Here is a 23,767-nt window from a genome sequence, read left to right on the forward strand (position 1 = left end):
GGCTAAGGAGCGATTGTATGGGAAAACAGCAAATCGGCGTGATCGGACTGGCGGTTATGGGGAAAAATCTTGCCCAGAACATAGAAAGCCGGGGTTATTCCGTATCTGTGTTCAACCGATCCCCCGAGAAAACCGAGGACTTTTTAAAAGATGAGGCCGCCGGGAAAGATTTTTTTGGCGCCTATTCAATAGAAGAATTTGCAAACTCATTGGAGAAGCCCCGAAAAATCATCCTGATGGTCAAAGCGGGAGCGGCTACGGACGCCACGATCGACTCGTTGAAGCCTTTTCTCGAACAAGGCGATATTCTCATTGACGGCGGAAATACCTTTTTCCGGGACACCATCAGACGGAGTGAGGAATTGGAGGCGGCAGGCATCCACTTCATTGGCACTGGGGTTTCAGGAGGAGAAGAAGGGGCATTGACCGGTCCTTCCCTCATGCCCGGTGGCCCCAAAGAAGCTTACGAATTGGTAAAACCTATCTTTGAAGCCATTTCTGCAAAGGTGAACGGCGATCCTTGCAGTACGTATATCGGGCCGGACGGCGCAGGCCATTACGTAAAGATGGTTCATAACGGGATTGAATATGGCGATATGCAGCTGATTTCAGAGTCCTATTTTATTATGAAGCATGTCCTGGGATTATCAGCTCAGGAACTCCATGAAGCTTTTGCAGAATGGAATAAAGGTGAATTGAACAGCTATTTGATCGAAATCACCGCTGATATTTTTACTAAAATAGATGAAGAGACCGGAAAGCCGCTTGTTGATGTCATTTTGGACACAGCCGCCCAAAAAGGGACAGGCAAATGGACGAGTCAAAGTTCATTGGACTTGGGCGTTCCTCTCCCCATCGTGACGGAATCCGTTTTTGCTCGCTTTATGTCCGCCATGAAAGAGGAACGCGTCCATGCAAGCAAGCTTTTAAAAGGCCCTGAGGCCAAAGCCTTTGCAGGTGATCGGACCGCTTTGATTGAATCCATTCGAAAAGCCCTTTATTTGAGTAAAATTTGCTCTTACGCTCAAGGTTTTGCCCAGTTCAGGGCTGCCTCCGACCATTATGGATGGGATCTGAGATACGGTGACATTGCGATGATCTTCCGCGGCGGCTGCATTATCCGGGCGCAATTTTTACAAAAGATCAAAGAGGCTTACGACCGTGATCCTCAGCTGGCTAATCTGCTGCTGGACCCTTACTTCAAGGGGATTGTTGAGGATTATCAGACCGCACTAAGAGACGTCGTGATCACTGCTATCCAACAGGGCATCCCTGTACCGGGTTTTTCCAGTGCATTGTCCTACTTGGACAGCTACCGTACGGAAACGCTGCCGGCCAATCTTTTACAGGCTCAACGGGATTACTTCGGCGCGCATACGTATCAAAGGATCGACAAAGAAGGCAGTTTCCACACGGAATGGACCAAAAATAAAGAACTATCCATATAAGAAAAGCGCAAGCGCCTTGCTTAGCGCGGGCAAACAAGACGATTCCCGAGGAGGCAGTTCTTCAGCCAAGCAGCTTTCTTAAAGGCATCATGAGTACCTTCTTGAATATGCTCCATGCAGCTTTGCGACGAGGTGAGCAACTCTTCCTCGAATAAGCTTCGCCACAGGAGCACATTCTTCTTGCAGGCTTGTGACCTCGAGGGGCTAGGCGCTGAAGGCAGGCTCAGTCAGCGACGTCCTCGAAAAAGCTAACGCTTTTTCTTCGTGCGATGTAACGCTGTCGTAGCTTTCCTTGTCCTGTCGCTTCGCCTGCACTAGCACGTCCTGTGCGTCGCTGGACAAAGAAAAGCATCTTTCAAATTAACATTTTTTCATAGCAAGTTATACATTCTTACTTTTACAGAAACAAGGCCGCTCATGCAGCGGCCTTTCCGTCTATTATCATTTTAAGGAAGGTTGATAAAATGAAAGTTTACGATATTACGAGCACAATTGTTGAAGGCATGACTGTTTATAAAAACAAACCTGAAAAACAGCCAAAGCTCACTACGGTTACGAATGGATATGTAACGGAATCCCGCATTGACATGGACGTACATTGCGGGACACATGTGGACTCACCCCTTCACATGGTGATCGATGGTGATACTTTCGAAACCATCTCATTGGAAGATTTGGTGGGCCCTTGCAAGGTGTTGGACTTCTCGGAAGTAGAAGACCGGGTGACGAAGGAAGATTTGGAAGCTTTCGATATCCAAAAGGGCGACTTCGTACTTTTAAAAACAAAGAATTCATATGAAGAAGAATTTAATTTCGATTTCATCTTTCTTGCCCATGACGGGGCTGAATATCTCTCGGAGCTGGGTGTTAGTGGAGTGGGGATCGATTCGCTGGGCATAGAAAGAAGCCAGGAGGGACACCCGACCCATAAGACATTATTTTCAAACAAAGTGATCATTATTGAGGGTCTCCGCCTGAAGGAAGTGGACCAAGGGAATTACTTCATGGTGGCGGCACCATTGAAGCTTGTTGGGACAGATGCCGCTCCGGCAAGGGTCCTTTTAATGGATGGAATAAGTATTGATGAGGAATAGGAGGGTCAGCGTTTGAAGATAGCAACTATTGGAACAGGATGGATTGTCGATAAGTTCCTTTCCGCTGTGAAGAATACAAGCGGCGCAGCATGTGTGGCGATGTATTCGCGAAAAGTGGATACGGCGCAACCTTTGGCGAAAAAATACGGAATCCCAGCCATTTATACGGATCTGGAACAGATGCTTTCAGAGGGGGATATTGATTTCATCTATATCGCTTCTCCCAACAGTTTGCACTATGAACATGCATATATGTCCCTTCTCCATGGGAAACATGTTATCTGTGAAAAGCCTTTTACATCGACGATTAAAGAAGCCGAGAGCCTGATTAGCCTGGCTAAAGAGAAGCAATTGATGGTGTTTGAAGCGGTCACCACCCTTCATCTGCCCAATTACCATCTATTGAGGGAGAATATGGAGCAGCTTGGAGCCATCAAATGGGTTCAGTGCAATTACAGCCAGTATTCCAGCAGGTATGATTTATTGAAAAACGGCGAAACGCCGAATGTATTTAATCCAAAGTTTTCAGGCGGTGCGTTGGCTGACATAAATATTTATAATATGCACTTTGTCATTCATTTATTTGGAAAACCACCTCGCCTTTCCTATACCGCCAATAAGCACGAAAATGGAATTGATACCTCTGGCGTTTTAGTTATGAGATATCCTGGTTTCATCGCTGAGTGTGTGGGTTCAAAAGACTCTCATGGAATGAATTTCCTTTTGCTCCAAGGTGAGAAAGGCTATATGCTAGCTGAGGAAGGTCCAAATGCCTTCAACCGCGTAAAAATGAAAATCGGGGAAAACGAGACTGTACTGAATGCACAGTCAAACCCTAATCTCTTAGCCTACGAACTGGCCGTATTCAAAGAGATCTACGACACAAGTGATTTTGAACAATGTTACGAACTGCTGGATCACAGCTATTCCGTCATGCAAGTCTTTGAGAAAGCGAGAAAGGATGCAGGGATCTTGTTTGATGCTGATTTAAAGAAAAGCGGAAGGCGCGCAGCTTTAGGCGACAAGCACTAGGCGAATTTTGATGAGGGAGTTCCTCAGCCACCACAGCAAATCAACTGACTCCCATTTCATCATGAGACGCATCCATGATTATGCTCCATGCAGCTTTGCGACGAGCTCAAAGGTTGGAATAAGCTATGGCGCAGGAGCACAATCTTCCTTAATCAGCTCCCTTGCAGACTTGTGACCTCGAGCTGATGTCGCCAGGCCACCTCAGGACGCCACATCCTGTAGCTTCGGCAGGCTCAGAGCGCGACATCCTGTAGCTTCGCTTGCACTAGCACTTCCTGTGCGTCGGTGGCACTAGGACCTCCTGTCCGTCGGAGCTAGACATAACGCATATTTTTCTAAAAGAAAACAAAGTCAAATTTTATATTTCTTAATTTCTATAAAAAAGTTGAAAAGGGAGAAAGCCTATGTACAAAATGATCGCCATTGACCTCGATGATACGTTGCTTACCGATCAGCTGATCATTTCACGAGGCACAATTGAAGCCATCCAACAAGCGGTGGATGCAGGAATTGTCGTCACAATCGCCACAGGTCGGATGTATTCTTCTGCCAAAAAGATTGCCAGGAGTCTGGATCTGAATGTTCCGCTTATCACGTATCAAGGCGCCTTGGTTAAAGAGGCAAACGGGGAAGATATCCACTATGAAAGGCTCATTGACCCGGAAACAGCTCATCAATTAATTGAGTTTGCCAAATATGAAGATTTGCATCTTCAAGTCTATCAGGATGATACACTTTATTCTTCGTCGGAAAATAAACTTCTTCAACAATATGCCAATGATGTAAAGGTCCCTTATGTCATCGAGCCGGATTTGGCGAAGCTTGCCGGCCGAGGCTTTGACAAGATGCTGTTTATTGATGCTCCGGATTACTTGGATAAACTGCAAGACGAGCTCCGCTCCTTGTTTGGCCAACGTGCCCATATCACAAAATCAAGGCCTTTTTACCTTGAGATTACCCATCCTGAGGCCAACAAAGGGCTCGCCTTGCTTCACCTGGCTGGGCGCCTGGGGATTGACCGCTCAGAAATCATTGGGATCGGAGACAGTTACAATGACTTGGACCTTATAATGTCAGCGGGATTAGGAGTCGCAATGGGGAATGCGGTAGACGAATTAAAGAAGCAGGCGGACTATGTCACCTATTCCAATAATGAAGAAGGCGTCCGCCATGTCATCGAAAAATTCATCTTCCAAAATGAATTGACCGCAGTGAAGTCAGGATGACTTAAGCTCTCATCTGGTAATTTACAAAAAAGGCCGCCCGAAAAGTCAATTTCCATTGAATTTCCGGGCGGCCCTTTATTGCATCTTATTTAATATTTGTTGTTGAGTTTTCATTTCAGTAACGGCTGCCAGAATGATTTGAGAAATGTTTTTCGCCAAGCTTTTTACTGAAAATAACCGGGTGCTATTTATATATTTTGGCGGCGCAAACTCTTCCCTGTACGCCACCACACCTTTCATCTGGTAGTCGCCCACTTCAGGCAACACCTTATTCATCGCTCTCCCTGGGATTAGAGGGCCTTTTTCCAAAAAAATCTTCCCGACATCTTGCTTATCCCCAATACTTGCATCTACAGCGAGAATAAACGGATCCAGGAAGCGACTGTTTATCTTTTGAATGGTTTTTTCAATATTCAATGCGTGTACAGGGTATTCAAGTGTACCAAACACTTCATAGGGTATATGACTTTCCCTTAACAAAGTTCCGACCAACGGACCCAAGGAATCGGCAATCACGCGATCGGAGCCAATACATAAAATGACAATATCCCTTCCAGCTGATTTTTGAAAAACTTTCGTCAGTTCATCCGAATCAGCCTCTCGCTTCTTGCGGCAATCTGTGACCTCTCTCCAAAAGTCGAACATCGCCATCCCCCCATATTCCCTATTTACCCTGATTATACATGTAAATAACCACACTTCTACTTTAAAAAAACCAGATAAAGAAAATTAAGAAAAACCCCATTGAAGCCAAGCTCCAATGGGACTGATATTAATAACCTTACTTTTGATATTTCGCTTCAAGAAACTTTTTCCGCTATCGATGAGCCCTTTGCGCCTTATAGTTAATAAAATACCAGCTCAGATGACATATTACTTGGCCCTAGCATGGAATTGCGGTATTCGCTGGGAGTCTTTCCTACGGTAGCTTTAAAGACACGACTGAAGTAATGGGAATTATTATATCCTACCTCAAGTGCGATCTGATACACTGTATAATCTAAATCCACCAGTAATCTTTTGGCTTTCTCAATGCGTAAATGGGTAATATATTCAATGAAATTCCTTCCTGTCACATTCTTAAACAGCCGGCTTAAGTAAGTGCTGCTAAGATGGACATGCCCTGCTACATCTTCCAGGGTGATGTTTTCGCTGAAGTTCTCCTCGATGTATTCCATCGCCATCTGTACTGATTTAAGTGTATATTCGTTGTTGTTTTTAAAGACAAGGTGAGCGAAGTTATCAATCATTTCCTTCAGTCTCTGTTTCATCTCATTGATATTTTCCATAATGTTTAAATCATTGGTGTATTGAAGGAGAATGGAATGGATCTCCTTGCTATCGGCCCCTCCATTTATAGCTGCACGGGCGAAGGTGGCCGAAATTTCCGATATTTGAAATTTAAAAATGTCGGGGTCCACTTTCATATTAATCAGCGCGTTGATTAAAAGGCCTTTGCTTTCCTGTATCCCGTCCATATCCGCCATCTTCAACTTTTTCGCCAAAGCGACAATGTCCTTATTTGGAAGGAGGGATACATCTTTGGAAAGCGGCTCTACGTCATCTATATGAATAACGATGTCCTTGCCTCCGAAAAACTTATATTTCTGCGCATTCATGGCTTCCTCATAAGAAACATGCAAATTTCTTACGTCTTCGTAATAATTTCCTATACCAATTGTAACGGTATAGCCCGTTTGCTCTTTTATATAATACTTGGTCTCTTCCGCCAGCCTTTTCACCAACAGCTTATTATCGTTTTTGTCGGCTTGAAATGGAAGAGAAAGAAGTATGGCGAACTTATCCATCCCTGTGCCCATGGCGAGTGCCTCTTCCAGTTGATTATTCAAGAACTCACGGGCAGCAATAATGACATCATTGCGGATGGAATCTTGCCAATGCTTGCTTTTATTCTTATTTAATGCAAAAAACTCATCGATTTGGACTGCCATTGCCGTATTGGGAACCGAAGACAGGCCGACCATCTGGCTTTGAGTCCAAATCTCTTTTGTTTCCCTAATATTTCCATATAGCAGATTATAGATGAGCGAAACCCTTAGGGACGGCAGGATATCATCGGTGTATTTTTCCGTTTGCCGGCCGGAGGATTCGCTGTTTTCCATTTTGAGGTCAAGCAATACTTGATGTACGTGTTCTTTATCCAAAGGCTTGCTTAGACAATCGTACACACCACTCTTAAAATAAGATCTCAACTCTTGATGCTCGTAATGACTTTTTATTAAAACTAATGGGAAAGTAATCTTCTTATTCAACTGGACAAATGGTGTATTGAGTTCCATTTGGGGAATGTGATCAAGGTCTAAAAAAACAAGGGTATTCCGGGAACCTTCACGGGACTCCATTAAAAAAGAATTTCTGTCTTGGACCTCGACAAGAAATCCAAGTTGATAATCATTGTTCAATTGATGAACCAGATTAATCAAATGAGCATCATAGGTGACAAGCAGTAAATGGTTTCCCATAAAAATCACTCTCTTCCCTTCAAATAAAGATTTACTTGATGTGAACTGCCTTGGGACATATATACCTCATAAATTGAAAGAATTCCTATTCCATAAAAGGTTTTCCGCTTCTTGCCACTCCAAATCCATGGCCAGTAAACCTTTCAGTTCTTTAAAAGTCTCCATATTTCCATCGGCTAGCGCAAATACACGTGCGTGCACCTTATTGAACAAGCCAGCGGAATGATATTGTTCGAATCCTGCCATGGCGGCACCTGAAAACATCTTTAAGGATATATCCTGTAAGTTTTCATCTCCTCCTGCTCCGCGGAAGTTAATGGCAGGGCTTTCATAAATATGGTCTATTTTTACCATTATCGGTATATCCAGCTGGCCCGAGGCAACTGTATAGTTTAATAAATCGCACATATCCATCCGTTCTTGGTACGTAAGCCAGCATGTTCTGGACGGCAGACCGTCAAAATAAAGCCGTTCTTGTATAAAAGACAGCCACCCGGCAATTTTTTTATTGTGTTTAAATTCTTTTAACACTGCTTCATCAATCTTATAAATATCATCTGGCTTGCCGGATAATGCAATCCACTGCAAAGGCATCCGTTCTTGGCTCTTCTGCTGAAACATAACGTTGGACAATGGGCTTGGAAAAATATGATTTGTCCAGGCGCCTGCCTCCCGGTATCCGATCGAACCACTTAAATCAAAGAACAGCGAGCCTTTTTCTTCGAAAATCCCTAAGGTATCTTTGTAATTTTCAATTACTTTGGCAGAGTCCGTTGGCTGGAATTTCGTTTGGTCTATTACTATTTCGGGAGTAACGTTCCTTGCTATAAACTCTTGGTAAACCTCTTTAGAATTACCAAGTAGAACGATAGATAGAGGGGTTTCTTCTCTCAAGGCTTTTTCGGCCAGGGAGATGGCGTCATTTACAGTCGGCACATGTATATCGTAGTAGTTATTTTTCAGCCCATCTTGGATTTGATAGCTATTGGGCTCGATTGTAATGCAAACGCCTCCATTTTTTGTCACAATTAACGGGGGAATCATGGCCATTTCATTTAAGCCGGTGCTTAAAGTGAGCTTCCCTCTGAGTTTACCATGGAAAAAGGTTTCTGTTAATGAGTCCATCTTCTCTAAAAAGTACTGGATCATCCCCTGCACCTCGAGAAAAGTGTAAAAATTCGGCAAGGTTTGTTCTAAAGCATTTCTTTCCATGTACCGCCCGGAGTCCATGGCTTCAGAAGAAATGAGCATTGGAGAGGATGGGTTTGTTCGAACGACAGCAACTGGTTCTCCGGATTGAATAAAAAGCGTCTGGTCCGGTTCCAACTGCCTCAATAAGTCTGTAAATATTCGGGTTTCATTACTTTCATCCCTGTTTTTTCGCCATGCTGGGTTACTTAATAAAAACCTTATTATAGCCTCAATTTTCCAATCCCGGCAAGATAATTTATTTATCATGGGAGAGGAGGCTTTCCGAAACATCGTTAAAATACCTCCATTCCTATTCGCTTTCAGTCTAAGGCACTGATGAAAACTTGAGTCAAATACCTGGTTTTAAAAGGCATTTGACTCATGATGGAAAAATATTAAACTGTTTCTTCTACAGAGTAGATTGTATTGTAGTAATGCATCATTTCTTCTTTCAGGCGGCGAGCTCCCAAGATTGCATTTGCGCGCTCTTCGTCTGTTTCAACATACTTATTGACAATCATGTTTCCTAGCCTGGAGTGGAACTCTTCACCTATTTCACTGGCTCGTAGCATCTTGCAAGCTCATCCAAACCGATTCTGCGGCAGTTCTCGATTACGATGTTGTTTTTAATTTTTTAATACTTTCCCAATTTATTCTGATAAAATTTTGCGACAGACAAAGTATTGGGAAAGTTGTTACTTATAAGTCTACATGGTTCTTTTTTATTTGGGAACTAGTCAAAATTATGATATGTTGCACTTTTTTGCTGTTAATGAGGATAAAAAAGTGCAACCATTAGGCGTTGATCTGCTGCTCAAGTTGTTGTGTGGTCTCTATGTCCTTCATCAGATGTTCGAGCTTTCTAAAATATGGATGCATGACATGGTCCTCCTCTATGAAGGGGACGTGCTCCCGGCAGAAGGAATAGGCCCATTTTGTGCCCTTTCCAAGGTTTTCCGGATTTTGGTAATCTGCTGCTCTTGCTCCGCAGAACAGTTCGATAGCAAGAACCTTATACGCATTACCAACAATTTGAGCCGCTTTTCTTGCAGCAGTAGTCCCCATGCTCACATGATCCTCCTGGTTCGCCGAACTAGGTATCGAGTCGACACTTGCCGGATGTGCCAGAGATTTATTCTCCGAAACAACAGATGCAGCAGCATATTGCGGAATCATCAATCCTGAGTTCATGCCCCCTTCTTTAGTTAAAAATCCTGGAAGTGGATCGTTCAACTGCGGGTTGACCATCCGCTCGATTCTTCTTTCAGAAATGTTGGCAAGCTCTGCCGCTGCAATAGATAGGTAGTCCATTGCGAGGGCGATCGGCTGACCATGGAAGTTGCCCCCCGAAATGACCTTATCCTCTTCTGCGAAAATAAGCGGATTATCGGTAACAGAATTAATTTCGATCACCAGTTTTTCCTGAATATGCTCGAGCGCATCCCTTGAGGCGCCATGAACCTGAGGAGCACAGCGGAGTGAATAAGCATCCTGTACCCGAAGCTCTCCCTGCTCTGTCATCAGCTTGCTGTCTTTTGTCAGTTTCAGGATATTTTTTGCGACCTGTTTTTGCCCTGCATGTGGACGGATATCATGCGTCTCCGGCTCGAAAGCCTGTTTGACTCCCCGTAGAACATCAGTCGTCAAAGCCGCGGTGCAATCTGCCCAATTCGCGAGCTGCTGCGCATCCCAGCAAGCCAATGTTCCGACTGCGGTCATCACTTGTGTACCGTTTATCAGCGCGAGTCCTTCTTTCGCCTCCAGGGAAACAGGCTGGATTCCGGCTGAAGCAAGCGCCTTTCCTCCGTCCATTTGTTCCCCTTCATAGTAGGCTTCCCCTTCCCCCATCAGAACGAGGGCCAAGTGAGCCAACGGGGCCAAATCACCGCTTGCACCTAGAGAGCCTTGTTCAGGTATGACCGGCGTGACTCCTTTGTTCAGCATTTCTACCATAGTTTCGATCACTTTGAGACGAATGCCGGAATGGCCTTGTAAAAGCGCATTTACCCTTAGGAGGATAATCGCCCTTGCCACTTCTTTTGGAAACGGATTTCCAAGACCGCAAGCATGGCTTCTTATAAGATTTATTTGAAGTTGCTTTGCCTGTTCGCTAGGAATGTAAGTCTCACTGAACTTTCCGAACCCTGTCGTAAGTCCATAAACGACTCTTCTCTCAGCCAACAGTTTTTCTACGTATTCTCTACTGTGATTAACCTTCTTTTTTGATTCTTGGTCGATTTCAACTTTATGATCATACCTAGCAACACGTACAACGTCCTCTATCGATAAAGGAATACTTCCAATGATGATTTCCATGTTTTTCAGTAACATCGCATACCCTCTTCTCGTCGTTAGTTAAGGATTTCTTAGTAGTGAATATCTATCGCAAAATGCTATGTCCAGCTCCGATGTACAGGAAGTACTAGTGCGAGCGAAGCGACAGGACATGGAGAGCTTCGACAGCATTACACTGCACGATGGAAAAGCGTCAGCTTTTTCGAGGATGGCGCCCAAAGGCGGCCAGCGCTTGCGCCCCTCCCCTAAGCGGCTGTCTTCCGCATTTCTGTTCAGTCTGTACGTCGATGGACAGGCACTTGCACTTGCGCTTTTGGTTTAAACTCGCAAGGTTTTTAACACCTGCGGGTTTAAGGTGGCTTCCACTTCCTGGCCATTCAGAATATCAATGATGTTTTGGCAGGTTTTGCTTTTTAATTCATACATCGCATCATCCGATATATAGGCCGAGTGCGGTGTGATGTATACTTCATCCAAATTGAGCAGCGGATCATTGAATACCGGCGGTTCATTCACCAATACATCAAGCCCTGCACCGGCAATATGCCCTTCCAGGATCGTTTGGCGCAATCCCTCTTCTTCCAGCACTCCACCCCTGCTAGTGTTTACGACAAAGGCACCTTTTGGCATCTTTTTAAGTTCCTTATAACCAATGATATTTCTGGTTTTGTCGTTTAATGGCACGTGCAGTGTCAAAATCGTGGAGCGTTCCAGAAGTTCATCGAATGAAACTCTTTCCACTGAATACTTATCAAAAGTATCTTGAGACCCATTCGAATCATGAGCGATCAATTGAACCCCAAAGGAACTGAGCTTTTGCGCCACCTTCCCGCCAATTCTTCCAAGGCCAAGCAGCCCAACCGTGTGCTTGTTAAAGCGTTGGATCGGCTTTGTATCCACTGGATCCCATTTTCCATTTTTCACCTGCCGGTTGTAGTCCGGGAAGCGTCGGGCAAGTGTAAGGATATGGGTGATCGCGTGGTCGGAAACTTCTTCCGAACAATATTCCGGTACATGGGTTACAACGATGCCTTTCTCCGTAGCTGCGTCCACTTCGATATGGTTATAACCGACAGCGGAAGCCGAGATGACCTTACAGGCATCCAATTGATTGATTAATTCCGCACGGCACGGAAACCCTACTTGAGCAACAACGCCATCCGCATATGGTGCATAATGTGGAAGATCCTGTTCCAAATCTTCAGAGCGTGTCACTTTTACCTCGAAACCATTTTTTTCATAAATTTCTTTTTCAACGCTGTGGTCCGCCCATTCATCATCCAGAATCCAAACCAGTTTTTTTCCGTTTTTCATGAGTAGTCCTCCCTTGATTTAAACTTGTGCTGTTTGTGTGATTTCCTCCAAAGCCTTGAGCAGTTGATCATTTTGTTCCGGCGTACCTATGCTTATCCTCATGTAGTTGGGTAAATCCCAAATGTTTGCAGGCCGTACAATGAGACCTCTTTCTGCCAGCTCGTTGGCAATTCCCGTCGTATCTTGCTTCATATCGCAAAAGATGAAATTCGTGTGCGATTCTTCGACTTCAAAGCCTTGGTTACGAAGTGCTGTAACAAGCTTTTTCATTTCTTGTTTGTTTCGAGTTAAAACTTTGTTTTTATAATCAATATCATCAAGGGCACCTAGGGCTCCACCGTGAGCTACGCGGTTGCAGGCGAATGGTTCGCGCACCATATGCAACGGTTTGATCAGCTCTTCGTTCGCCACTGCATAGCCGACCCTCATGCCAGCCAATCCATATAATTTTGAGAATGTCCGAAGGACAATCACTGGCAGGCCTTCTTTAATAAAATCGATTCCTGTTTCATAGCCGTTTACGTCTATAAAATCTACATAGGCTTCATCAAGGATAGGGACAACATGTTTTGGTAGCCTTTTCAAAAATCCTCTTATTTCATCTCCATCCAAGATGGTTCCCGTCGGATTGTTCGGATTGCATATGATGACCATTTTTGTTTTTTCATTGATGGCCTGGAACATGGCCTCCAAGTCAAATTTATGATCAGTTGTTGTCGGAACCTCTACCGGGATTCCTCCCATAATCGTTGTGTTTTTGTTGTATTCGGAAAAAGTCGGGGCACAATAAACGACTTCATCCCCAGGATTGATATACGAAGCAATCATCAAGTTGATAATATTGTCTGCCCCATTGGCAATCACGTAATTTTCCGGATCGATTCCGTGCAGGCGGCCCAGCTTATCCCGGAGCTCCCAGCAGGATGGATCCGGATACAAGTGCCCCTCTTGAATAGCTTTCTGCATGGCCTCAATGGCTTTTGGCGATGGACCGTATGGATTTTCATTCGTCGCAAGACGAATTACATTGGTTGCTTTTAATTGTTGTTTAGCTGCCTTCGTTGCTTGACCGGGAATATGCGGCTCCAAGCTTCTCACAGTGTTGCGCCATAATTGTTCAGACAAAATAACTCAATCCCTTCTTTAAATGTTTTTACTTGAAAAAATTATCTTCAAAAGAAGCTAATTCTTAGATTCTTTTCATGTGCTTAAATCACTTATACACGATGTGACAATAAAATCTAAGGGGTTTTGGCGTATAAGGAAAAAATATTAACAATATAACAAAAATAGACAACAAAGGAATTATCGTTATCAAAAAGAGCTACTTTAGAGCAAAGGTACTATGACGGATCCATAATGACCCAATAAGAGAAAAAAATGTTGATCCGGTCACCATGAAGAGTTCATAACGACCGAACAAGAGAACAATCATTGCGTTCTATAGTCTAGCTTTAGATGATTGCTTAAAAAGAATGGGCATCCACTATAAAAAGGCCGCTGAATTCAGCGGCCTTTTGCGTTAAATGACGACTATGAAGTAACTAATTCATGATCGTTAAAATAAATTATCTCAGTCAAGATTTTATAGTTTGGGATATTCCGAAGAGCCTCTCTTGCTTCCTGTTCAGTCTCAAATTCCAACATTTTCATATCGCGACCTGAATAAACGGTAATTACCCACACAAAAGACGCCCTCCAAAATAATTTGTAATTTTTTTCAATAAAATCCGGGAAGTGACACCTATTTAGACAGGCGCTGGCCCGTAACAAATTGAAGCCACGCATAGACTCCCGTCTTTACTGTTTCTGAAACGGATGAATCCCTGCTTGGGTCAAGGCAGACAAAGTCGATATGGCGAACAGACGAGTTCTTTCCTATTTCCAGCAGAATGTCAAATAGCTCATGTGAGGTCATGCCGCCAGGCGTCGAAGCCGGGACGCCGGGAGCTGCTGATATATCAAGCACATCCATATCGACCGTGACATAAATACGGTCCGTTTTCTGTGAAAGCCGTTCAAGGGCACCTTGAACCGTTTCAACCAGCCCTTGCTTACGAGCCTGTCTTAACGTCACCATGTCAATTTTATGTTCCAAGGCATAGTCAACTAAAGGCTTGGCATTAAAATATCCATGAAGTCCGATATTGATGACATTTTCCCCTCTTACTGTTTCCCCATCAATTAACTGGCGGATCGGCGTTCCATTGGCGGGTCCCAATTCCTGAGGGTCCCTCACATCCAAATGGGTGTCGAGCTGCAGGATGCCAATTTCCTCATGAGCATGAACTTCCTTGATCCCTCGGACAGCACACGCTGTAACAGAATGATCCCCGCCAATCAGACACGTGACCGTCTGGGGGTAGGCCTCAGCCAAAAAAGCCGTCGCTTCCTGAATTCTTTGATGTGATAAAAGAATATCCGTTGTATGCATGGCAATATCACCTGCATCCGCCACTTGAAGCGATGACAAATCCACATGTTCGTCCAAATTATAAGTAGCAAAATTTTTCCATAAACGCCTGAACTCCAATGGATACAAAGAGGCTCCCGATACACTGATGGAGGAGCGGGAGATGGGGGCGCCGTACAAGATCACGTCCGGCGACTCCCCCTCTTCCTCTAATGGCTGCACCCATTGGTGGACAAACTCTTTTCCGCTTTTAGGAGCGTTCCAAGACCACTCCGGGATTTGAAACCACTTTTTCCCCATCTGCTCCCACCACCTGAACACCTTTTTTCCATACGGACTTGACGTGGTTTACGCCAAATAAATATTGCAGTTCCTGATAGTTTTTCACATTCCACAGAACTACGTCTCCGAGCTTACCTACTTCCAGCGACCCAACCTGATCCTGGCGGTTGATGGCACAGGCGGCATTATGTGTAGCAGCCGTCAGTGCTTCCGCCGGTGTCATCCACATGGAAATGCAGGCTAGGTTCATGACGAGCGGCATGGAAGTTGTCGGTGATGATCCCGGATTGGCATCGGTTGAAATGGCAACCGGCACACCATGGTCAATCATATAACGTCCTTCAGCAGCCTCTTCTCTCAAATATAATGCTGTTGCCGGGAGCAGGCAGGCAATCGTTCCGGCTTCTGCCATTGCGTGAATGCCTTCTTTGGAAGCTTTCAATAAATGCTCAGCCGAAATCGCCCCGACCTTGGCAGCCAACTCTGCTCCGCCATATGGCGCAATTTCATCGGCATGAATTTTTGGAGTAAGACCATAACGCTTGCCCGCTTCTAAAATCCTCTCCGACTGTTCAGGTGTATAGACATCTTTCTCACAGAATACATCGTTAAACTCAGCCAATTTTTCTTCGGCAACGACAGGAAGCATTTCTTCGATGACAATGTCGACGAATTCATCTTCACGCCCTTTGTACTCTGGCGGAACCGCATGGGCACCCATAAATGTCGGTACAATATCGACCGGATGGGTCTCTTGCAGCTTTTTCATGACGCGGAGCTGCTTCAATTCAGTCTCCAGATCCATTCCATAGCCGCTTTTTCCTTCAACAGTTGTTACACCATGGGCAAGGAAGGAGTTCAATCGGCGTGTAGACTGCTCGATCAATTCCTTTTCTGAAGCTTCCCTTGTCATGCGGGTGGTGGCATGAATGCCTCCACCCGCGTTCATGATCTCCATATACGTGGAACCTTCAAGCCGCATTTCAAATTCCCGTTCACGGCTTCCTCCGTATACTACGTGTGTATGAGGATCGACAAGTCCTGGGGTTATCAAATGGCCGGATGCATCCACAATATCCGCTTCATGCGCTCTTGAAGCATATTGCTGTTCAAGCTCCGCCGTTGTTCCTACTGCCTTGACAACACCGTCCTCAAGCCACACACTTCCATCTTCAATTATTCCAAGTTCAGACATTGCCTCTCTTGAACGCGGTCCGTTCACATCAGAAGCAAGCGTTGCAAGCTGCGCCGCGTGTTTGATCCAAACAGGCTTAGTCAATTTTGGTCACTCCTTTTATCAAGCATTGGAATTTTCATACCTGTTTCACGTGCTTTATTGATTGCAATATCATAACCTGCGTCAACGTGGCGGACAACGCCCATTCCAGGGTCAGTTGTAAGTACGCGCTGCAGACGTGCTTCCGCTTCTTTCGTTCCGTCAGCTACGATAACGACTCCTGCATGGAGAGAGTAACCCATACCTACACCGCCGCCGTGGTGTACGGATACCCATGTAGCTCCGCCGACAGCATTGACCATCGCGTTGAGGATCGGCCAGTCAGCCACAACATCCGAACCATCTTTCATCGCTTCTGTTTCTCTGTTAGGAGAAGCAACAGAACCAGAGTCCAAGTGGTCACGTCCGATTACGATCGGCGCTTTCAATTCTCCGCTTGCAACCATGTCGTTAAGGATTTTTCCAAAACGCGCACGCTCGCCATATCCCAGCCAGCAAATACGGGAAGGCAAACCTTGGAATTCAATTTTTTCCTGAGCCATGCGAATCCAGTTGCAAAGGTGTTCGTTATCGCTGAATTCACGTAAAATGGCTTCGTCTGTTTTGTATATATCCTCTGGGTCTCCAGAAAGTGCCACCCAGCGGAAAGGACCTTTACCTTCGCAGAATTGCGGACGGATATAGGCTGGAACGAAACCAGGGAAGTCAAACGCATTTTCTACCCCTTCGTCTTTGGCCACTTGACGAATATTGTTTCCGTAGTCAAAAGTGATTGCGCCTTTCTCCATCATTTCAAGCATAGCCTTTACATGTACAGCCATGGAGGCTTTTGAACGCTTCACATACTCCTCAGGATCGGACGCGCGCAGCTTATTTGCCTCTTCGATGGATAAGCCCGTTGGAACATAGCCATTGAGTGGGTCATGTGCAGAAGTCTGGTCAGTAAGTGCATCAGGAATAAAGTTTCTTTTGATCATTTCAGGAAGAATCTCTGCCGCATTGCCGACAAGACCAATGGATAATGCTTTTCCTTCTGCTTTTGCTTCATTAGCCAAGCGAATCGCTTCATCCAAAGAATCCGTTTTTACATCTGTGTAACGGGTTTCAATCCGGCGGTCGATTCTCCATTCTTCTACGTCGATCGCAATACATACCCCGCCGTTCATTGTTACCGATAGCGGCTGTGCACCACCCATTCCTCCAAGTCCAGCTGTAACTGTGATTGTCCCTTGAAGCGTTCCGTTAAAATGCTGCTTCGCAAGCTCGGCAAAAGTTTCATAAGTTCCTTGGACAATTCCTTGGGAGCCGATATAGATCCAGCTTCCCGCTGTCATCTGCCCATACATCATCAAGCCTTTTTTATCGAGTTCATGGAATGTATCCCAATTGGCATAGGCCGGTACAATGTTCGAGTTGGCCAAAAGAACTCGCGGTGCGTCTGTATGCGTTTTAAAAATAACGACAGGCTTACCTGATTGGACGAGAAGCGTCTCATCATCTTCCAAATTTTTCAAGGATTCAACGATAGCGTCAAAGGATTCCCAGTTACGGGCAGCTTTTCCAATTCCTCCGTATACCACAAGCTCTTCGGGAATTTCAGCCACTTCTTTATCCAGGTTGTTCATTAACATGCGGAGCACTGCTTCTTGCTGCCAGCCTTTCGTATTTAATTCAGTTCCTCGGTAACGGATAATTTTGTTTTCTGCAATTGTTGTACTCATCTTTTTCCTCCTGGCGTTTATCATTTTTTATATATAAAAAATCCTTATTGGATTGAAACTACTTTTCTTTTAAAAAATCTATGCTTCAACTGAATCCTTTTTAAAAGGAGTGTCTGCAACTTTAATAGATTCAGTTGGACATCCATCACAGGCATCTTCCAAATCATATTCGAGATCATCCGGTATCTCCGCAGTCCCCTGATTATCATCAAGCTTAACAAAGGAGAATCCACTGTCATTATGGTCAAAAATATCCGGCGCCGTTTCGCTGCAGGCTCCACAAGCTATACAAGTATCCTGGTCCACTATTGAATATTTCGCCATTGTTGCACCTCCGATTGAATCGTCTTCTAAAAAAAGATAGGTAATTATAAAATCATCGATATATTTTGTGTCCAGCTCAAGCGCGCCAGAGTTTATTCGAGGAAGCCTTGTTCAGCTCGTCGCAAAGCTGCATGAAGCATATTCAAAGATGTTTCTCACGATGTAATTAAATAAGCAGCCTTGCTGTGGCGGCTGAAAAACTGCCTCATCAAAATTCTTCTTGTGCTTGTCGCCTAAGGCTGCGCGCCTTACGCATTTCTCTAAAAACTTATGAACGGACCGCTGCCTTTTTTTCTTTATTTTCCATAATCGTTGTGCTGTGAAGGGGCTGAACCTTTGCACTTGGGTCGACAAGAACCTTTGCATTACTTACTGCAATGGGCGCTTCTCCGAAACCGGTTGCAATCAGTTTCACTTTTCCGTCATAGGTGCAAATATCTCCTACTGCATGGATCCCTTTTATATTGGTCTCCATTTTGGAGTTGACCAGAATCGAATTTTTCTCTATCTGCAATCCCCAATTTTTGATAGGGCCCAAAGATGATATAAACCCGAAGTTAACGATGACCGCATCCACATCAATCACTTTTTTCCCGCCTGCTCCTAACTCTTCCACAACAACCTGTTCAATTTCTTTATCTCCCCATAAGGCAGTGGGAACAAACGGTGTCATGACCTCAACATTTGATGCTTGCAATTGCTCGACACTGCTTTCATGTGCGCGGAATTTATCTCGCCGGTGGATGAGCGTTACTTTTTCGGCAATCGGTTCAAGCATCAATGACCAATCAACAGCGGAATCCCCGCCGCCGAAAACAGCTACTCTCTTTCCGGCAAATCGATTTAAATCATTCACAAAATAATGCAGGTTGCTTTGTTCAAATCTTTCCGCACCTTCCACCTGCAGCTTCCTGGGGGTGAAGGCTCCGTTTCCTGCTGTAATAATGATTGTCTTCGTATGATGTGTTTCCGAGTTTGTTATAAGTTTGAATGTCTCATCTTCCTGCTTTTCCAATTGTTCGACCGATTGATTCAGACAAATTGTCGGGTTGAACAGCTTCATTTGCTCTTTCAGATTATCCACCAGATCCTGAGCAAGAATCTTTGGGAATCCGGCGATATCGTAAATATATTTTTCCGGATATAGAGCTGACAGCTGCCCTCCCAATTGCGGAAGACTTTCAATAATTTTCACTGACATCTGCCTCATGCCGGCATAATAGGCGGTAAATAATCCGACCGGACCGCCGCCAATTATAGTAAGGTCATACATCTCCTCATTGCGGGGCATATCTTTCACTCCTTATAGATTGGAAGTTGAATACATTTTAAGTAAGCTAGAGGGCTATCTTTATTGACTTTCAATCCATCGCATCCTCCTTCAGCTAATTTTTTGAAATATTTATTAAATCATTTATACATCATCTTTCAATAAATTCTAAGGGTTTTCAAGGACCATGCTAAAAATATTAATCATATAACAAGAAATTATAGCCTGTTTGAAACCATCCGATTTGAAATGGGGATGGCTGCATTCTGGGAGTATTAATAATTAATGAGAAAACAGAATTGGATATTTCTTTTACTACATTAGCAGACTGAAGACAGAAAATACCCTCAAGTTGAAAAAGTGCAATAAATGATAAATTAGGGCGGTTACTAAAGTCCGATTTATCGTTTATGATGAAAAAAATCGAAAAACCAAACATTTTCATCTTGTTGGAGATCCGGCCTGTTACTTCCTTAACCTTAGTAATATTAGTCGGGCTGGTTTTTTGTTTTATTTTAATGGCATCATCCCTATTTATGAAAGGGCTTACGATACCGGATGAGTGATGGTTTAACTTTAAGGAGGTGATACCCAAGTAGAATTCCCAATATTTTTTCTTTTATATATTTAGTTATTTCTAGACCCACCAAAATGAAGGGGGAAATGTGACAATGACCGCAGTAGTTGTTTCTGTATTAATCATGTGTGCGCTGAGCATGCTCAGGGTGAATGTTTTAATTAGTGTTTTAGTAGCTGCTCTTAGCGCTGCCTTACTTACCGGAGCATCCATGACTGAAGCAATGAACATGCTCATCGCGGGGATGGGCGGACAAGCTGAAACAGCAATAAGCGTTGTTTTACTCGGAATTTTCGCAGTAATGATTCAATATACCAAGATCACCAATATCTTGGTCCGGAAGCTTTTGAGTTTCTTAAAGGGAAGACGGGGCTTTATTGTAATGACAATTGCAGGAATCTCTTGCTTTTCACAAAACTTGGTCCCTGTGCATATTGCCTTTATTCCTATTCTCATACCTCCGTTGCTTCATTTGTTTGACAAAATGAAAGTGGACCGCCGGGCTGTTGCCACGGCACTGACTTTCGGATTGAAATTTCCATATATCATCATCCCTGCAGGTTATGGGTTGATGTTCCATCAGATTATTCAAACCGAAATGAAAAACAATGGAATGACGATTGGGATTGGACAAGTTGCCCTTTCTTTGCTTATTCCTGGTTTATCATTGGTCGTCGGCTTGTTGATAGCCGTATTTTTCACATATCGTAAAGAAAAAGACGCACCTGCTGCTGTAGGCGTGGAGCATGACCTTGCGTCGGCAGAAGTTTCTGCCACAACAGAAGAGGTTCAATTTAACAGACAGCACATGATTACATTGATCGCTATAGTATTGGCCGTTGTCCTGCAAGTGATTACCCATTCTCTTGCTTTGGGTGCTCTCGCAGGGGTTCTCGTTATGTTTATCGCCAGGGTTGTCCCTTTCTTAAAAGGCGATGAGATTGTCGATAATTCAATGAAAATGATGGGGAACATTGCCTTTGTTCTATTAGTAGCTTCGGGATATGCGGCAATACTGAAAGAGACTGGGGCAATTGACCAAATGAACGCGGTTACGGAAGGATTCCTGGGTGACAGCAAGTTCATGACCGCTTTGATCATCTTAACGATAGGCTTGGTCATCACCATGGGTATCGGGACTTCCTTTGGAACTATTCCTATCTTGGCAGCCGTTTATGTCCCTCTATGTTTGACAGCAGGATTTTCACCAATGGCGACAGCTGCCTTAATTGGAGCGGCAAGTGCATTGGGTGATGCGGGTTCACCTGCCTCTGACAGTACACTCGGCCCAACCATGGGATTAAACGCCGACGGCAGACATGACCACATTTGGGGTACGTGTGTCCCTACTTTTATACACTTGAACATCCCTTTGTTTATTGCTGGGTTGGTCGCTGCGATGATTTTATAAGTTTTTCATTGTCGGAGCCGGGCGAAGTTTGTCTGGTAAAATATGTGTGAAAAGGGTGTGAGTCCGCTCACACCCTTTTTCATGTGCATGAGAGAGGAAGGGCTTTCTATAATTGGTAGGTGTTCTTATAAGAGAGTTGGAGAGATTATTAGAGAGTTGGAGAGATTATTAGAGAGTTGGAGAGATTATTAGAGAGTTGGAGAGATTATTAGAGAGTTGGAGAGATTATTAGAGAGTTGGAGAGATTATTAGAGAGTTGGAGAGATTATTAGAGAGTTGGAGAGATTATTAGAGAGTTGGAGAGATTATTAGAGAGTTGGAGAGATTATTAGAGAGTTGGAGAGATTATTAGAGAGTTGGAGAGATTATTAGAGAGTTGGAGAGATTATTAGAGAGTTGGAGAGATTATTAGAGAGTTGGAGAGATTATTAGAGAGTTGGAGAGATTATTAGAGAGTTGGAGAGATTATTAGAGAGTTGGAGAGATTATTAGAGAGTTGGAGAGATTATTAGAGAGTTGGAGAGATTATTAGAGAGTTGGAGAGATTATTAGAGAGTTGGAGAGATTATTAGAGAGTTGGAGAGATTATTAGAGAGTTGGAGAGATTATTAGAGAGTTGGAGAGATTATTAGAGAGTTGGAGAGATTATTAGAGAGTTGGAGAGATTATTAGAGAGTTGGAGAGATTATTAGAGAGTTGGAGAGATTATTAGAGAGTTGGAGAGATTATTAGAGAGTTGGAGCGATTATTAGAGAGTTGGAGCAGCCGGGAAGGGTTCCCCTTCCATCGGCTGCTCCACTAATTATTATATTTATATAGAGAATAGACTTCCGTTCGGTTTTAATCCGAATTTTTATCAGGATAGCTCCAGCATCCGATCTAGTGCTAATTTTGCAAACTCAGCAGTTTTATCATCAACTGAAATTACGTTATGTTTTTCTCCATCAGCAATAGTTTCAAGGCACCAAACCAGATGAGGCAAGTCAATCCGGTTCATGGTCAGGCACGGGCACATGTGCGGATTCAACGAAACGATATGCTTGTCCGGATGATCCTGAATCAGGCGGTTAACTAGATTCATTTCGGTACCAATCGCCCACGCAGTTCCTGGCTCTGCGTTTTCTATTACTTTAATAATATAGCTTGTTGATCCGTTCAGGTCCGAAAGCGCCACGACTTCACGCGAACACTCCGGATGGACGAGCACTTTCATTTCCGGATGATTGCTGCGGATGTCCTCGATATTTTTCACGGTAAAGTTTTCATGAACGGAGCAATGGCCTTTCCATAGCAAGACTTTCACTTTTCCAACAGGACCATCATACTCCAGTTCATCTGTGATCGGGTTCCAGACGGCCATTTCATCAAGACCTACACCCAGGTTATAGGCAGTGTTTCGTCCGAGGTGCTGGTCAGGTAAAAATAGTATTCTTTCCTTTTGCTCAAATGCCCAGCGAACCATTTCTTCCGCGTTGGATGATGTGACAGTGGCACCTCCGTTTTCTCCGACAAATGATTTGATTGCTGCAGTCGAATTGACGTAAGTGAGCGGCAGAATTGTCTCACCGAATATGGCGGTCAACTTCTCCCACGCACGCTCGGTCTGATAAATGTCAGCCATGTCCGCCATCGAACAGCCCGCGCGCATGTCCGGAAGGTACACTGTTTGATTCTTCGTTGTTAAAATATCGGCTGTCTCAGCCATAAAATGGACTCCGCAAAACACAATGTGCTCCGCTTCCTCGTTCTTTTCACAAAGCTGCGCGAGCTGCAATGAATCACCCGTAGCATCCGCAAATTGGATAATTTCATCTTTTTGATAATGGTGACCGGGAATAAAAAGCTTGCTTCCAAGCGCTTCCTTCGCAGCGCGCACCCTTCCCTCCAGCTCCTCCGTTGACATGTTGCGATACTTTTCTGGCAGCACATTTGTCTGCTTTTCCAACGTTTGAAAAATACTCATACCCCTTAAATCCTCCCTTGTTGTAAAAACTCTTTAAGTGGGACGGCGATTGCCGCTCCGTGTGTTTTAAAATGAGTGGTGCGGTTCAGCGGAGCTGAACCCTTCACTTTTTACAGCTCCTAGTAAAACTCGGCGTCCAGACCGAATAGTGTTAGTCCTTAGCGAGCGGATAGTAATTCAAGCAAAGTGGATAGTGCTCTTCGAATTCTGGTCATTATTTTCGAAAAGACGATAGTATTTTTAAATTCCGGACAGTATTTTCGAAAAGCAGATAGTATTTCTAAATTCTGGACAGTATTTCCCGAAATGCAGATAGTATTTCAGAAAAGACAATAGTAATTTTTAATTTCACTACCACAAGACAGCATTCTCCCACCTTGCAGAATCCACAATAACCTAACTGGCTAGTATTCTTGAATTCACTTATACCTGGCCGCTTTGAACGCTTGAAGAGTTTTCAAAACCCCGATTCATCCAAATATCCCC

The 23,767-nt window shown here is 44.1% G+C and carries 19 protein-coding genes; 6 read left to right on the plus strand and 13 right to left on the minus strand.

What is annotated here, in order from left to right:
- The first annotated feature begins 17 nt into the window (after positions 1–17).
- The 4 genes from gndA to D4T97_RS11230 all read left to right on the plus strand — a co-directional run bounded on the left by gndA (position 18) and on the right by D4T97_RS11230 (position 4,800).
- Positions 18–1,448, plus strand: a complete 1,431-nt coding sequence (gndA, locus tag D4T97_RS11215) for an NADP-dependent phosphogluconate dehydrogenase (RefSeq protein WP_126050701.1) — start codon at positions 18–20, stop codon at positions 1,446–1,448.
- Between the two features lie 464 nt (positions 1,449–1,912).
- Entirely contained in the window at positions 1,913–2,542 is a 630-nt protein-coding gene (locus tag D4T97_RS11220; protein ID WP_126050704.1) for a cyclase family protein, read from the plus strand.
- Between the two features lie 12 nt (positions 2,543–2,554).
- Positions 2,555–3,574, plus strand: a complete 1,020-nt coding sequence (locus tag D4T97_RS11225; protein ID WP_126050707.1) for a Gfo/Idh/MocA family protein — start codon at positions 2,555–2,557, stop codon at positions 3,572–3,574.
- Between the two features lie 404 nt (positions 3,575–3,978).
- Positions 3,979–4,800, plus strand: coding sequence for a Cof-type HAD-IIB family hydrolase (locus tag D4T97_RS11230; protein ID WP_126050710.1), 822 nt, complete (start codon positions 3,979–3,981; stop codon positions 4,798–4,800).
- Positions 4,801–4,875: 75 nt separating this feature from the next.
- Here the strand turns inward: D4T97_RS11230 and yyaC are convergent, their stop codons facing one another.
- The 5 genes from yyaC to hutH form a co-directional block, all read right to left on the minus strand.
- Entirely contained in the window at positions 4,876–5,445 is a 570-nt protein-coding gene (gene yyaC / locus D4T97_RS11235) for a spore protease YyaC (protein WP_164525548.1), read from the minus strand.
- 200 nt (positions 5,446–5,645) lie between these two features.
- A complete protein-coding gene (locus D4T97_RS11240) occupies positions 5,646–7,283 on the minus strand; it encodes a helix-turn-helix domain-containing protein (RefSeq protein ID WP_126050716.1) in 1,638 nt (545 codons plus the stop codon).
- 66 nt (positions 7,284–7,349) lie between these two features.
- Positions 7,350–8,765 carry a hypothetical protein gene (locus D4T97_RS11245; protein ID WP_126050718.1) on the minus strand — a complete coding sequence of 472 codons (1,416 nt, stop codon included), beginning with the start codon at positions 8,763–8,765 and terminating at the stop codon, positions 7,350–7,352.
- A 104-nt stretch (positions 8,766–8,869) separates the two neighbouring features.
- Entirely contained in the window at positions 8,870–9,046 is a 177-nt protein-coding gene (locus D4T97_RS20515; protein WP_164525549.1) for a hypothetical protein, read from the minus strand.
- A gap of 223 nt (positions 9,047–9,269) precedes the next feature.
- Complete coding sequence (hutH, locus tag D4T97_RS11250) at positions 9,270–10,805, minus strand: histidine ammonia-lyase (RefSeq protein ID WP_235872222.1); 1,536 nt, start codon at positions 10,803–10,805, stop codon at positions 9,270–9,272.
- Positions 10,806–10,899: 94 nt separating this feature from the next.
- Here hutH and D4T97_RS11255 point away from each other — a divergent pair, with 94 nt between their 5' ends.
- Complete coding sequence (locus tag D4T97_RS11255) at positions 10,900–11,091, plus strand: hypothetical protein (RefSeq protein WP_126050720.1); 192 nt, start codon at positions 10,900–10,902, stop codon at positions 11,089–11,091.
- Here the strand turns inward: D4T97_RS11255 and D4T97_RS11260 are convergent.
- The 7 genes from D4T97_RS11260 to D4T97_RS11290 form a co-directional block, all read right to left on the minus strand.
- Positions 11,088–12,083 (minus strand): C-terminal binding protein, encoded by a 996-nt coding sequence (locus D4T97_RS11260; protein ID WP_126050722.1) that lies wholly within the window; start codon positions 12,081–12,083, stop codon positions 11,088–11,090. The genes D4T97_RS11255 and D4T97_RS11260 overlap by 4 nt on opposite strands.
- Positions 12,084–12,101: 18 nt before the next feature.
- Positions 12,102–13,208 (minus strand): histidinol-phosphate transaminase, encoded by a 1,107-nt coding sequence (hisC, locus tag D4T97_RS11265; RefSeq protein ID WP_126050724.1) that lies wholly within the window; start codon positions 13,206–13,208, stop codon positions 12,102–12,104.
- Between the two features lie 619 nt (positions 13,209–13,827).
- A complete protein-coding gene (locus D4T97_RS11270; RefSeq protein WP_126050726.1) occupies positions 13,828–14,796 on the minus strand; it encodes an agmatinase family protein in 969 nt (322 codons plus the stop codon).
- Positions 14,747–16,057: an imidazolonepropionase gene (hutI, locus tag D4T97_RS11275; protein ID WP_126050728.1), complete on the minus strand. Its 1,311-nt coding sequence runs from the start codon at positions 16,055–16,057 to the stop codon at positions 14,747–14,749. Before hutI ends, D4T97_RS11270 begins: the two co-directional genes overlap by 50 nt.
- Positions 16,054–17,736, minus strand: coding sequence for a urocanate hydratase (gene hutU / locus D4T97_RS11280; protein ID WP_126050729.1), 1,683 nt, complete (start codon positions 17,734–17,736; stop codon positions 16,054–16,056). The genes hutI and hutU overlap by 4 nt, the downstream gene beginning before the upstream one ends.
- A gap of 78 nt (positions 17,737–17,814) precedes the next feature.
- Positions 17,815–18,060, minus strand: coding sequence for a ferredoxin (locus D4T97_RS11285; RefSeq protein ID WP_126050732.1), 246 nt, complete (start codon positions 18,058–18,060; stop codon positions 17,815–17,817).
- Positions 18,061–18,328: 268 nt separating this feature from the next.
- The gene (locus D4T97_RS11290; protein WP_126050734.1) at positions 18,329–19,351 is read right to left on the minus strand and encodes an NAD(P)/FAD-dependent oxidoreductase; all 1,023 of its coding nucleotides are present in this window, start codon (positions 19,349–19,351) and stop codon (positions 18,329–18,331) included.
- A 650-nt stretch (positions 19,352–20,001) separates the two neighbouring features.
- Between D4T97_RS11290 and D4T97_RS11300 the strand changes: the two genes are divergently transcribed.
- The gene (locus D4T97_RS11300) at positions 20,002–21,318 is read left to right on the plus strand and encodes a Na+/H+ antiporter family protein (protein ID WP_126050738.1); all 1,317 of its coding nucleotides are present in this window, start codon (positions 20,002–20,004) and stop codon (positions 21,316–21,318) included.
- Between the two features lie 856 nt (positions 21,319–22,174).
- Here D4T97_RS11300 and nadA read toward each other — a convergent pair.
- A complete protein-coding gene (gene nadA, locus D4T97_RS11305; protein WP_126050740.1) occupies positions 22,175–23,281 on the minus strand; it encodes a quinolinate synthase NadA in 1,107 nt (368 codons plus the stop codon).
- Between the last annotated feature and the right edge of the window lie 486 nt (positions 23,282–23,767).

The organism is Siminovitchia acidinfaciens (genome assembly GCF_003605385.1).
In the GTDB taxonomy this organism is placed as follows: Bacteria; Bacillota; Bacilli; order Bacillales; family Bacillaceae_C; genus Siminovitchia; species Siminovitchia acidinfaciens.

Bases quoted from the DNA above. Each gene is read 5' to 3' on its own strand.
- gndA (WP_126050701.1), top strand. From the start codon at position 18: ATGGGAAAACAGCAAATCGGCGTGATCGGACTGGCGGTTATGGGGAAA.
- D4T97_RS11220 (WP_126050704.1), top strand. From the start codon at position 1,913: ATGAAAGTTTACGATATTACGAGCACAATTGTTGAAGGCATGACTGTT.
- D4T97_RS11230 (WP_126050710.1), top strand. From the start codon at position 3,979: ATGTACAAAATGATCGCCATTGACCTCGATGATACGTTGCTTACCGAT.
- yyaC (WP_164525548.1), bottom strand. From the start codon at position 5,445: ATGTTCGACTTTTGGAGAGAGGTCACAGATTGCCGCAAGAAGCGAGAG.
- D4T97_RS11240 (WP_126050716.1), bottom strand. From the start codon at position 7,283: ATGGGAAACCATTTACTGCTTGTCACCTATGATGCTCATTTGATTAAT.
- D4T97_RS11245 (WP_126050718.1), bottom strand. From the start codon at position 8,765: ATGTTTCGGAAAGCCTCCTCTCCCATGATAAATAAATTATCTTGCCGG.
- D4T97_RS20515 (WP_164525549.1), bottom strand. From the start codon at position 9,046: ATGCTACGAGCCAGTGAAATAGGTGAAGAGTTCCACTCCAGGCTAGGA.
- hutH (WP_235872222.1), bottom strand. From the start codon at position 10,805: ATGTTACTGAAAAACATGGAAATCATCATTGGAAGTATTCCTTTATCG.
- D4T97_RS11260 (WP_126050722.1), bottom strand. From the start codon at position 12,083: ATGAAAAACGGAAAAAAACTGGTTTGGATTCTGGATGATGAATGGGCG.
- D4T97_RS11270 (WP_126050726.1), bottom strand. From the start codon at position 14,796: ATGGGGAAAAAGTGGTTTCAAATCCCGGAGTGGTCTTGGAACGCTCCT.
- hutU (WP_126050729.1), bottom strand. From the start codon at position 17,736: ATGAGTACAACAATTGCAGAAAACAAAATTATCCGTTACCGAGGAACT.
- D4T97_RS11285 (WP_126050732.1), bottom strand. From the start codon at position 18,060: ATGGCGAAATATTCAATAGTGGACCAGGATACTTGTATAGCTTGTGGA.
- D4T97_RS11290 (WP_126050734.1), bottom strand. From the start codon at position 19,351: ATGCCCCGCAATGAGGAGATGTATGACCTTACTATAATTGGCGGCGGT.
- D4T97_RS11300 (WP_126050738.1), top strand. From the start codon at position 20,002: ATGACCGCAGTAGTTGTTTCTGTATTAATCATGTGTGCGCTGAGCATG.
- nadA (WP_126050740.1), bottom strand. From the start codon at position 23,281: ATGAGTATTTTTCAAACGTTGGAAAAGCAGACAAATGTGCTGCCAGAA.